8 protein-coding genes are annotated in these 13,036 nt (G+C 41.7%); 3 read left to right on the forward strand and 5 right to left on the reverse strand.

Annotated features, from left to right (window positions below; genetic code table 11):
- Window positions 1-173: 173 nt before the first annotated feature.
- The 3 genes from INF29_RS04350 to INF29_RS04360 all read right to left on the reverse strand — a co-directional run bounded on the left by INF29_RS04350 (window position 174) and on the right by INF29_RS04360 (window position 6,530).
- Window positions 174-4,535 (reverse strand): S-layer homology domain-containing protein, encoded by a 4,362-nt coding sequence (locus tag INF29_RS04350; protein WP_193484874.1) that lies wholly within the window; start codon window positions 4,533-4,535, stop codon window positions 174-176.
- 50 nt (window positions 4,536-4,585) lie between these two features.
- Complete coding sequence (locus tag INF29_RS04355; protein ID WP_193484876.1) at window positions 4,586-5,392, reverse strand: tyrosine-type recombinase/integrase; 807 nt, start codon at window positions 5,390-5,392, stop codon at window positions 4,586-4,588.
- A gap of 295 nt (window positions 5,393-5,687) precedes the next feature.
- Window positions 5,688-6,530 carry a tyrosine-type recombinase/integrase gene (locus tag INF29_RS04360; RefSeq protein ID WP_193484878.1) on the reverse strand — a complete coding sequence of 281 codons (843 nt, stop codon included), beginning with the start codon at window positions 6,528-6,530 and terminating at the stop codon, window positions 5,688-5,690.
- A gap of 200 nt (window positions 6,531-6,730) precedes the next feature.
- Here INF29_RS04360 and INF29_RS04365 point away from each other — a divergent pair, with 200 nt between their 5' ends.
- Complete coding sequence (locus INF29_RS04365; protein ID WP_072852475.1) at window positions 6,731-8,062, forward strand: D-serine ammonia-lyase; 1,332 nt, start codon at window positions 6,731-6,733, stop codon at window positions 8,060-8,062.
- Window positions 8,063-8,154: 92 nt separating this feature from the next.
- Here INF29_RS04365 and INF29_RS04370 read toward each other — a convergent pair whose 3' ends face one another.
- Complete coding sequence (locus tag INF29_RS04370; RefSeq protein ID WP_193484880.1) at window positions 8,155-9,411, reverse strand: diaminopimelate decarboxylase; 1,257 nt, start codon at window positions 9,409-9,411, stop codon at window positions 8,155-8,157.
- A gap of 200 nt (window positions 9,412-9,611) precedes the next feature.
- On the opposite strand from INF29_RS04370, the gene INF29_RS04375 reads away from it, so the two are divergent.
- A complete protein-coding gene (locus tag INF29_RS04375) occupies window positions 9,612-11,192 on the forward strand; it encodes an ATP-binding protein (protein WP_072852471.1) in 1,581 nt (526 codons plus the stop codon).
- A complete protein-coding gene (locus INF29_RS04380) occupies window positions 11,155-11,853 on the forward strand; it encodes a response regulator (RefSeq protein ID WP_072852469.1) in 699 nt (232 codons plus the stop codon). The genes INF29_RS04375 and INF29_RS04380 overlap by 38 nt, the downstream gene beginning before the upstream one ends.
- A gap of 83 nt (window positions 11,854-11,936) precedes the next feature.
- Here INF29_RS04380 and gap read toward each other — a convergent pair whose 3' ends face one another.
- A complete protein-coding gene (gene gap, locus INF29_RS04385; RefSeq protein WP_193484882.1) occupies window positions 11,937-12,959 on the reverse strand; it encodes a type I glyceraldehyde-3-phosphate dehydrogenase in 1,023 nt (340 codons plus the stop codon).
- Window positions 12,960-13,036 lie beyond the last annotated feature (77 nt).

Raw genomic sequence — 13,036 nt, forward strand, 5'->3', positions numbered from 1 at the left:
AAAATATTTAGGCTTGAACACCCTTATTTTACAACAAGGACGATGCTTTTTGCTTAAGCTTTAATCTCACCCGCAGAGCGGGCGGTTGTTAAAGGCTGCTTTGCAGCCTTCAGCACTAAAGTAATAATACAAAAACAGCGGCAGTTGCCTGCCGCTGTCTGATTTCTATGAACTTAATGGATATCTACCCAAGATTCATAGCTGTTCTGATCTGCTCTTGTATAGTCATGACCATTTGCCGCTTCCATCATGGAGCCATATGCCCAGTGACCAAAGCTCAGATCGCTGAATGTACGCAGTTCATCCAGATGATCCATCATAAAGGACATATCTGCTGCACGGTTTTCCATACGGTTGATGACACTGGTTACTTCCGCACGAGTAATGTAACGGTCGGGACCAAATGTGCCGTCGGGATAACCGCTGATCCAGCCATTCTGTGTTGCGCCTGCAATTGCGCCATAGTACCACATATTCTGAGGTACGTCAGGGAAACTGCAAGCTGTACCTTTTTCAGCATTTGCAAAATTCATCGACATGGTAACAAATTCTGCACGAGTAATAGACGCATCAGGTTTGAATGTACCATCGGGATAACCGCTGATAACGCCCTTTCCTGCAAGAGTCATAACTGCTTTCGCATACCACTGGTTTGCAGGAACGTCTGTAAATGCTTTCGCATCGCCGGTTTTATCTGTCAGCAGGTTATAGAACATTGTCGCTGCTTCTGCACGGGTGATGGTCTTATCGGGACCAACAGTGCCATCGGGATAACCGCTGATGTATGCGCTGTGGCTTTCTGTTTCCGCGTCTTTCCATACAGCATAAAGGTCTACACTGCTGCCTGGCATACGGAAGGTATCGCCTACTTTGTAGTCTACTTTGCCGTCTTCTTCCAGACTCCAGCCTGCCAGTACTTTGCCAACAGGTGAAGTGAATACGTTACCTTTTACAGTAACTGTTTCACCGGGGATGAATTTTCCGTCTTTTTCGGTTTCGTCATCGTTGTGATAACGAACGTAGTAGGTGTTGGAAGTGTGGCTGCCACCGGAGGATGAACCACCGTCAGATTCTTCGCCTTCCCATACAAGGGCAAAAGGACTGAAACCGCCGGAACCAATTTTAAAATCAATATGATCGTCCAGTTTCGTGAATGTTACAGGACTTACTGTGCAGTTTGCAATATTTCCTGCTACTTCATTGCTGGACATATCACGATGAAGATCTTCAAAATGCAGAAGTTCAAAATCTGTTGTCTTGTCTGTACCTTCTGGATAAGGCCAGTAAACAGTTACATCATTAGATGCTTTCACCCATGTATTACCATTATGTCTGTCTACTAAATCCAGATATTTCAGATCGAATGCATAATTGTCATAGGCGTTTTGTAATTCTTCTTTTGCACGTTCTTTTAAAAGATTGGAGCGATTGCTTTCAGAAGCTGTATTTTCGATAATGCCATCAAACAGCAACGCAATGCCTTCTTCGCTTGCTAATACATCGCCTTCATTGATGGTAAACTTTGTACCCGCTTCTGCCGTTACTGCGGGTTTTCCTTCAGAAAGAGTAGGCTGTTCAGAAATATCTGCATATTCTACTTGACTGGTTGTACCACGCACATGCAGTTTACCTGTTTGATTCTTAATCTGAACACCTGTTTTTTCAACATTATCTACCCAAACGCGAATATCTCCAACATCGCCCTTGTAAATACTCATGTCCAAAGTCTGATTCAAAGCTTCACCAACATTGAACTGGTCACTGATAACTTTGGAACCGTCCGCTTTTGTGAATTCTACACGAACAGGATCTTGGTTCGTAGCTGGAACTAATTTATAAACGTGATCAGATACTCCATCATAAGGTTCGACTGTCCAAGTTTTACCACTATCGCTTTCTTTAAAAGTAATCTTTCCTGCATCAGTTATTCCTTTAGGCAAATCGAAAATAAATCCTGGTTCGGGCAAAGAATTGCTTGTCTTAATATGTCCTTCGTCATCAACTACAGTACCTTCATAACCATCTTCACCGCCCATGTAAATAGTCAGATCTGCAGGTGTAACTGTCAGATAATATACACCTGTTGTCACAAAATACAGCGCATATGCCTGACCCGGAGTCAATCCATTTAAGGTAATATCAATATTTTCTTTATTTTCCAGTTCAACAAAAGTCACATCACTTGTAACTGTTGTCCCATCCTCACTAACAGGAACATATGCCACATATAAACCAATGCCTTTATAAACACTGTATGGTCTGTTTACTGTAAAATGGAAATCACTAGATTCTTGAGTACGGAACCAAAGCCCACTACCCGCAATTTGCCATACTTCATTTTTTTCTTGACCTTTTGCTGTAGCAGCTCCCTGCACACTATTCTTCAAAGTGCTGTTCGGCTGACCAAGTGATACAGCAGGATAAGTATCATCTAATGTGATAGTGCCAAAACTCAAATAAACAGATTTCTTTCCCTGCAATACATCGGAAGCAATAAAAATATTTTCATTCGCATCTTTTGCAGAGCCACCGGTTGCAGAAATCTGATAGCTCGTACCATTATCGCTAATCGTACCACCATTCAGTTGCACAATGGATTCACCAGTTACTGTGTATTTAACGCCAGACGTGTTATTTGAAATGGTGCCGCCATTCATAATAAACTGAACACCTTTATATTCAGTTTTCCCCGTTACTTCTACACCGACATTATTCTTTTCAATAGTACCACCATTCATTGTAAACAAGGAGCCATTATTAACGCGCACAGCAACACCGCTACCCAATAAAGCTGCTGATTTTGTGCCGGAAATCACTGCGCCTTCTTCCATGACAACTTCTGGACGACCACCGCTCTGATTTGCAATATAAATTGCAGTACCTTTATTGTTAATGATATGTCCTCTGATTGTATATCTGGAACCGTTATTGGTATACAATACCTGTCCATCTTTCCAACCATCTTCCGATACACAATCTTTTACCACACCAGTAAGACCAATTTCAATATGCCCATACCAGGAACGCATAACAGGGTTATTTTCAACATTACTTACAGTACCGTTGATCAACGCTTTGTGTTGATAATCATTATTAAAGTCATCCATATATACAGCAGAAATTCCTTTGATATTATCAATGGTGGCTCCATCTTTCATATCTAAATCACTGCCATACATACCAACAACAGAACCTTGACTTGCATTAACATTGAAATCTTTAACCTGGCAATCAGCTTTCAATACGATATCAGAATCTCCACGTCCGTGAACTGCTATACCAGTATTTCCCTGCCACATATCTTTATCCGCTTTGATATTAGAAATGATACCATCAATGTCAGCACTGCCACCATCTACATAAAACGCACGACCAGTTACATCGTAAATTTTTGCGTCTTTTTCCATATCTACATGAGTTCCCTGAACCCATACTGCACCAGCAGAACCGTTGCTACCTGTATCACCTTTAATTCTATCAGTAACAGTATCGTCGCAGATTTTAGAACCGCTTTCCATGGTCAATGTCGCACCACCTGTGACACGAACCGCGGACATACCACCAAAATCTTTCAAAACAGCACCTTCGCCGAGAATGATTTCAGCAGTATCATTACCATTTCCATAGCCTGCTACAATGGCATCCTGAACATACTTGACGTTATCTTTTACTTCACCTTCAGGAACATCTCCGCTAATCGCCTGTGCAAAAACTTCCCCTTCATGTTTACCAGCATCATCCAAGAAGATATTTTCCAATCTCAATGTTACACCTTTTCCCTGTGGTGCTGTCACTTCAATCATCGCAGGATTATATGTACTTCTTGCATCATCCTGAATTGTTTTAAAATCCTCTCCACGAGTGATTGTATTACCATTCCCATTGATGGTAATGTTTTTATGAACTTCTGCCTCGTCGGTAATACGTGCACATTCTGTTGCATCAATATCATTCAACAATTCAATAGTAATGTCTGTTTCTTGACTTTTGTTTGCCTCAGCAACCGCAGCTGCCAAGGAATCATAATTGCCGTTTTCACCAACAGTTAAAGTATCTCCTGCTTTGGGTGCTCGCAAAGGCATTTCTTCTACTTCACATTCCCCTTCATGATCAGAAGGCAGAATACAGCCATCTTCATGTTCTCTTTCCGGCTGTTCATCTTCTGTCTTTTCTGCTGGTGCTGTCACGCAGTCACCCTCATGATCGGAAGCCAATGTGCAGCCGTCTTCGTGCACGCTTTCCTGTTCTGTCACACAATCTCCTTCATGATCAGGAGCCAGTATGCAGCCTTCTGCATGTACTTTTTCCGGCTGGGTTTCTTCTACATTTTCTGTCGGTGTTGTCACACAATTCCCTTCATGGTCAGGAGCCAATATGCAACCCTCTTCATGTACCCTTTCCAGCACTTCTTCTGTAATCGCCTTTTCCGACGCTTCATTTTCCCCTGTTTCTGCTGCATATACCCCCTGAGGTATCACCATAGCAACAGCCACAAGAAAAGCAAATGCCCGCCGTTTCCATAGTCCTTTCTTCATACCTTTCCTCCTTCTACTCTTTTCTTGACTCTCTTCTAAAAAACCTCTTCTCATAAATCACGCCCTTCCCAAGCCGCTGTCACATCATCTGCTTCCAGCAGCTTTTCATAATACTGCAAAAGTATAATAGAAATGTTTTCCTGTAATTCCTGTTGCGTCCGTTCGTATAAACCACGCAAACAACTCGGGGTTGCTTTTTCAGGCTTTACACCTGCAGACTGACACAACTGTTTCATGGAGGTATTGACTGCAACGCGATGCAGTTCTCCGCCTCTTTGCGCAACAAAAATTGGACCCTGACGAATCCCATTACGCGCACAATATGCCAACAGTTCTTTTTGCAGACCTGATGGTACCACAATCTTTCTGACATTTTCCCCCGTCGTAATTTCTCCTCTACCCTTTTTGATAAAACCAACGGTGACCTGAGGAAATTCTCTCAAAGAAACGCCTAGAACACAAATGGTCTTCATAATAAAATAAATTTGTTCTTTATTCATCTGTCTTGCAGCCTGAAGCAACCGAATATATTCACCACGACTTAAAACTGATTTTTCGACTTCTTCCAAACGAATGCAGGATACTTGCCAATTTCGTTCTCCAGCAAAATTCAAAAACTGGTTGATCACTGTCAGCCTACAGTTAATGGTACGCACTGCCAAAACCTTTTCTTCCTGCATATATTCTTTCCATTGCTGCAACGTTTCCTTATGTAATGTGGTATCTGGCAACAGCCATTTTCGCAAAGCCAGCAATATCCGCCGATATTCTGCAATTGTTTCTGGTTTATTTCCGGCTTCTATCTTCTTCTGTAAAAATGCATTGATGTTTCCGACTGTTAATCTAATTTCTTCCATTCATTCTCACTTGTTTAAAACAAAATTTCCCTTCTGTAATATATTATTTTTTTGTTATATGTGAAGATTGTCGAATTTTCTTGACATATTGCGAAAAATGGTGCCGCTTTATTGTAAAAATAAAAAAAGACATAAAAACAAAAACCGATAAAAAATTTTTTCTGAAAATTATGCAATCGGTCTTATTTTTGTGTCTAATACTTGCCATTGTATGTAAAAAATGTTATATTTTAAATATGTAACTTCACCTCGGGCTGTAGCATTTGATATTTTTTATAACAGAAGGGAAATTCTGTTATAAAATCAATTTCATTTTTTCTAATTTTTCTTGGTGTTCTCGTCCACTTTCCATAATATAAATTCTTGTGGTCTCTATATTGCTGTGCCCCAGCAAATCTGCCAATTTGGCAATATCTTTTTCCAAACTATAAAACGTACGAGCAAATAAATGGCGTAAATTATGCGGAAATACCTTTTGCGGATTTACTTGCGCATCTTTACAGAGCTTTTTCATATCTGACCAGATATTACAACGATTTAACGGACGTCCTGTTCTAGTGCGAAATACCACTCCTGCTGTGATTCCTTTTTCTTTCACATAATGTTTCAGTTTCCGCTGCAGCTCCCCTGGCAGAAAAATCACACGCCGTTTGCCTTTGCAGTTCACCTCTGCTCTTCCTTTTTTTAAAGAATCCATTGTAATATACTGCAGTTCAGACACGCGAATTCCGGTGGCACATATGGTCTGAATGACTAAGGACAATCTTTGATTCCCCTTTTTTTCTGCAGCATGCACCAAACGAGCATACTCAGCTTTTGTCAATTCTTTCTCTTCTTTGGCAAATATCTCCTTCTGAATCCGCAACAACTTCATGCGCAGATCATATCTGCCAAAAAAACAAAAAAAGCCATTGGCAGCGACCAATCTACCATTGACACAAGCAGGACAATATTTTTGTTCTAATTTCGCTTTCCATGATATCAGTTCTTCCTTGCTTTCGTTTTTCCCTGATAAAAAAGTCAGCAGTTCATATAATTCCCGTTTATATTTTTCCAATGTACCTGTACTTTTCTCCTGTTCTTTCAGATAGTGTAAATAAATTTCAATATTTTTTTGATTCAGACAATTTGCATTCATGTCAATCCCTCCTTAATCTACAGTCTGCAATATATCTCGTAAAAAATACATTGTAAAATTATTTCACCACAAATCTTTCTGTATATATTCGACAGCGTTATGCTATATAATTGTACAAAAAGGAGGACATAACTCCTTTTTTGTGGTATGATATCAAGAAAGACATTTGTCTTATTTTAACCTATATAGGAGGGAACCTTATGGAAAAAACATTTTGGAATCGCGTCAATAACAAAGAACTGCTTGAACAGGTGAGCGAAGGAAAAGAAGTCATCTGGATCAACGAAAACCAGGAAAAAACTGCTGATGCATTGGCAAAAATCAACATCACAATGGCAGATATTGACGATGCAGAAGCAAGATTGGCTCGTTTTGCGCCATTTATCAAGAAAGTCTTTCCTGAAACAGAACCTCAGAACGGCTTAATTGAATCTCCTCTGACCGAAATCCCTCATATGCAAAAACAGTTGGAAGAAGAATATACCACCTCCATTCCCGGACGTTTATTCTTAAAACAGGACAGCCATCTGGCAATTTCTGGCTCCGTCAAAGCAAGAGGCGGTATTTATGAAGTATTAAAACATGCAGAAGATCTGGCATTGGAACACGGAAAAATTAAACTGACAGATGATTATTCCGTATTTGCCTCTCCTGAATTCAAGGAATTTTTCAGCCAGTTTAAAATTCAGGTTGGTTCCACCGGCAATCTGGGCATGAGCATTGGCATCATGAGTGCAGCTCTGGGTTTCCATGTTATCGTACATATGTCTGCTGATGCGAAACAGTGGAAAAAAGATCTCCTTCGTCAGCGCGGTGCAGAAGTCATCGAATACAATGATGATTACAGCAAAGCCGTAGAAGTAGGCAGAAAAAATTCTGACGCTGATCCTTCCAGTTATTTTGTAGACGATGAAAACTCTGTAACACTGTTTCTTGGCTATGCCGTTGCCGCAAAGCGCATCCAGAAGCAGTTTGCAGAAAAAGGCATCACTGTGGATGCAGATCATCCTCTGTTTGTTTACATTCCCTGCGGTGTAGGCGGTGCCCCCGGCGGCGTTGCTTTCGGCTTCAAACAGCTTTTCGGCGACAATGTTCATGTTTTCTTCATCGAACCCACACAGGCACCTTGTATGCTGGTTGGTATGGCTTCCGGTCTGCAAAACGAAGTTTCCGTACAGGACTTTGGTCTGAGCGGTCAGACTCATGCCGATGGTTTGGCAGTTGGTCGTGCTTCCGGTTTTGTAGGCGGCGTCATGAAAAACCTGCTCTCTGGTATCCTTTCTCTGGAAGACTATCACATTTACGATCTCATGCGTGACATCGTTAATACAGAAGACATCTTTCTGGAACCTTCCGCATGTGCATCCTTCTGGGGTCCTATTCAGCTGAAATCCCCCGAAATGCAGGCATATATCGAAAAAATGGGTCTGAAAGACAAAATGGCAAATGCTGTACATATTCCTTGGGCAACAGGTGGCAGTCTGGTTCCTGCGGAAATCCGTGAAGAATATATGCATACACATCTGAAATAAAATCTAATTCCAGATAACATCATTAAAACAAAAAGCCAGAAATCTATGGAGAAAATCCATAAATCTCTGGCTTTTTTCTTTCTAATTAAATTTTATTTCTGAAACAGACCTGTAAAATCAAATGTTGCAAAATAATCCGCGGGTGTTTCTGCACGGCGCAGCAGTTTCACATCGCCGTTTTCGCAAAGGAGCAATTCGGCAGAGCGGAGTTTGCCATTATAGTTATATCCCATGGAATGTCCATGAGCACCTGTATCGTGGATATAAATCAAATCTCCCATGTCGATCTTCGGCAGCATACGATCAATGGCAAATTTATCGTTGTTTTCGCAAAGACCGCCTGTGATATCATACTTATGGTCACAAGGCGCATCTTCTTTGCCCAGTACAGCGATATGGTGGTAAGCACCATACATAGCGGGACGCATCAGGTTGGCAGCGCAAGCATCCAGACCGATATATTCTTTGTAGATATGTTTTTCATGGATGGCTTCCGCAACCAGTGCACCATAAGGTGCCAGCATATATCTGCCCATTTCTGTGAAGATAGCCACATCATCCATGCCGGCAGGCACCAGCACTTCTTCGTATACTTTACGTACGCCTTCGCCGATTGCCATGATATCGCAGCCTTCTTCATCAGGATGGTAAGGAATACCTACACCACCAGAAAGGTTGATAAAGGCAATGTGAATATCCAGTTCATTTTTCAGTTCCACTGCCAGTTCAAAGAGAATCTTGGACAGCATAGGATAATACACATTGGAGCTTGTGCTGCTGGCAAGGAAAGAGTGAATACCGAAGTGTTTCGCACCTTTTTCTTTCAGCATGCGGAAAGCTTCTTTCATCTGTTCCTTTGTCATGCCGTATTTGGCATCGCCAGGGTTGTCCATGATTTCATTGCTTACCTGGAATACACCGCCAGGATTGTAACGGCAGCATACGGTTTCAGGAATTGGCGCAATTTTTTCAAAGAAAGGAATATGGGTAATATCGTCAAAGTTGATGATAGCACCCAGTTTCGCTGCCAGAGCAAAATCTTCCGCAGGTGTCACATTGGAAGAAAACATAATCTGGTGTCCTGTTACGCCTACCGCTTCTGCAATCTGCAATTCTGTATAAGAAGAACAGTCTGCGCCACAGCCTTCTTCTTTCAGGATCTGCAAAATGCCGGGAGTAGGGGTTGCCTTCACGGCAAAATATTCTCGAAATCCTTTATTCCAGGAAAAGGCGCGGTTTACCGCACGAGCATTTTCCCGGATGCCTTTTTCATCATAAATATAAAAAGGTGTTGGATAAGTTTTCTTGATTTCCTGTATCTGTTCCAGTGAAACAAAAGGTTTTTTCATTTGTCTATCTCCATTTCTGCAAAATTTGATACAATTATATCAAATAATATCTGTAATTTCAACGACGATTCCCTTTTTTCTCCTCCTTTATCCACAGATAAAAAACCATTTTCTTTTCTTCGATACCCTTTCCTTTTAATCAAACTCTGTGTATAATATAATATTAAGAGAACGTGCATTTTAATTTAGTGAGGTATCTTATGAAACGCCGATCGAAAAACTTTGAATTTCATTTTACAATGATATTATACGATCTGTTCAAAACCATACTGGTTTTTCTCATCGCAACCACCTTCGCATTATGTCTGCAGGAAGCAGACGTTATGAATGATAATATTTTCGGAGTTTATATGCTGGCGGTTGCCATCACCTCCTCCATCACCAGCGGGTATTTCTGGGGGATTGTGGCATCCTTCTGCGGTGTTGTAGGGGTAAACTTCTTCTTCACCTTCCCCTACTTTGCACTGAACTTTACCCTTGCGGGGTATCCTGTCACATTTGGCATCCTGCTTTTGATGTCCATACTGACCAGTGCATTGACTGCCAAAGTCAAACAGGCAGCGATTTTGTCCTCCATTCGTGAAAAACGGGCAGAAAGTTTGAACTCCATGAGCAAAGCATTGCTCAGTGCAAACAACATTGATGAAATCATGCAGATCACCATTGACAGTGTCTATGCTGCCAACCAGTGCAGTGCGGTGCTCTACATCGGTTCTCCTATTTCGCCCGAAAAAAAAGTTACGAAATATGTGAACGAAAAAGACGAATTGATTTTGGAAAGCATTTTGGAACAGCAGGTGGCAGAACAGGCATTCCAAAAAGGCGAAATGACAGGGCTGGGTACAGAAAAAACATCTCAGAATTGCCTTGGCACCTACATTCCCTTTTCCAATAAAGATAGAATTTATGGTGTTTTGGGGCTTTTATTCTCCAAAAACGGTTATATCGAAAATGACGCTTTACAGTTCGCCAACTTCATGACATCTCAGACCATTTTGGCCATTGACCGTCAGGAAATCGTTGACGAATCTCAGAAAATCTTATTGGAAAAAGAAAAGGAAAACATGCGGAGCAATCTGCTGCGTGCCATTTCTCATGACCTGCGGACACCATTGACCTGTATCCTTGGCTCCACAGCTACTTTGATGGAAAACCGTTCCATGCTGCAGGAAGATGTCTGCGACCGCTTGCTCAGCGACATTCATCATGACGCAGAATGGCTCATTCAAATGGTAGAAAACCTACTTTCTGTCACAAAGATCAGCGGCGAAGGCACAAAACTGAAAAAACAGGATGAAGTGGTAGAAGAAATCGTAGCGGAATCCGTCGCGAAAATCCAAAAACGTTTTCCTTCTTCACAAATCCGTGTTCGTGTACCGGACGAGCTGCTCTTGGTTCCCATGGATGCCATGCTCATTGAGCAGGTGCTCATCAATCTGATGGAAAACGCCATCCGGCATTCCGGTACGGGAAAACCTATCTATCTGACAGTAAAACATTTATGGCACCACGTTTATTTCTCTGTACTGGATCAGGGGATCGGTATTGAAGAAGAACGTCTGCCTCATATTTTTGACGGCACCACCAGCAGCAAGTCTTCAGATTCTTCCCGCGGTCTTGGCATCGGGCTGCCTATCTGCAAGACCATCATTTCTGCCCATGGCGGTGAAATCTATGCAAAAAACAACGAAAACGGCGGTGCGAATTTTACATTTGTGCTGCCCATGAAAGGAGAAGTTGAGAATGTCCAACAAACTGAAGATACTGGTTGTAGAGGATGAAGAAGCCATCAGCAACTTCATTGCCACAACTTTAAAAGCAAATGACTATAATGTAATCATGGCACGCACCGGCAAAGAAGCATTGTCCATGATTCCCTCCCACTGCCCTGATGTGATCCTGCTGGATCTTGGTTTGCCGGATATTGACGGCATCGACATTTTACAACAGATTCGGGAATGGTCTAATATTCCTGTTATCGTTGTTTCTGCAAGAACTGAAGAAGCAGACAAGGTAAAAGCATTGGATATGGGTGCTGACGATTATATTGCAAAACCATTTGGCACTTCCGAACTCCTTGCCAGAATTCGTACAGCTCTGCGCCATGTGGCAAAAGGCGGCAGCGGAAATGCCATTGGGGATGTCTTTACTTTACGCGGTCTGACCATCAACTTTGATAAACGTCAAATTACTGTTGATGGTAAAGATGTTCACCTGACCCAGATCGAATTCAAAATCGTTTCTCTGCTGGCAAAAAGTGCTGGTCGTGTGCTGACATACGATTATATCATCACAGAATTGTGGGGTCCCTATGCCATCAAAGATAACCAGATTCTGCGGGTAAATATGGCAAACATCCGCCGAAAACTGGAAAAAAATCCTGCCCAGCCCCAATATATCTTTACAGAAGTTGGCGTTGGATACCGTATGGCTGAAGAATAGTTAAGAAAAAAGCCCGCTGTCAAAAATCCTATTGGCAAGCGGGCTTTTTTTCATATATTTAGGAAAACCATAGTTAGCTTAGATTATGCTTTCTGATCTACACTATACATATGCGCAATCAGGTCAACAACTTTGTTGCTGTAACCCCATTCATTGTCGTACCATGCAATGAGTTTTACAAAGTTGTCATCCAGCATGATACCTGCTTTTTCATCAAAGATACAAGTATGGGAATCACCCAGCATATCAGAAGAAACCACATCATCTGCGATATAGCTTACGATACCTTTCATATATGTTTCAGATGCTTCTTTGATCTTTTTGCAGATTTCTTCATAAGTTGTATTTGTTTTCAGTCTTGCTGTCAAGTCGACTACGGAAACGTCATTGGTAGGAACACGGAAAGACATACCTGTCATTTTGCCTTTCAGTTCGGGAATAACACGACCAACGGCTTTTGCTGCCCCTGTTGTGGAGGGAATGATGTTGTTGAATACAGAACGACCGGTTCTCCAGTCACGTCCTGCTCTGGCATCAACTGCTTTCTGTTTTGCTGTTGCGGAATGGATGGTGGACATGAGCGCCTGTTCAATACCAAAACTCTGGTGAATGATTTTTGCCAGAGGTGCCAGGCAGTTTGTAGTACAGGATGCGTTGGAAACGATGTCCATATCCGGTGTATATGTACCTTCATTTACGCCAATAACAAATGTAGGCATAATATCATCTTTGGAAGGAGCTGTCAGAATCACTTTCTTAGCACCGCCTACTTTATGCAGGGCTGCTTTTTCCATTGTGTTGAAAGCGCCAGTGGATTCCACAATATATTCAGCACCGCAATCAGCCCAGCGAATCAGAGAAGCGTCGCTTTCACTGAACACATGGATATGCTGACCATTTACAATCAGTTCATTTTCGCCAATTTCGATATCACCATCAAAACGACCGAAAATACTGTCGTATTTCAGCTGATATGCCATATAATCCAGTTCTGCATTACGCAGGTTGATACCACAAAGTTCAAATTCATCTCTTCTTTGCATCAATACACGAAATACCACTCTACCAATTCGACCGAAACCGTTAATGCCAACTTTGATTGCCATGCTATTCTCTCCTTTTTTTGTTTCGTAAAATTTCGATTGACACCCTTATTGTAGCACACAAGATTAAAATGTCATCG

The organism is Anaerotignum lactatifermentans, from assembly GCF_014982935.1.
GTDB classification, from domain to species: domain Bacteria; phylum Bacillota; class Clostridia; order Lachnospirales; family Anaerotignaceae; genus Anaerotignum; species Anaerotignum lactatifermentans.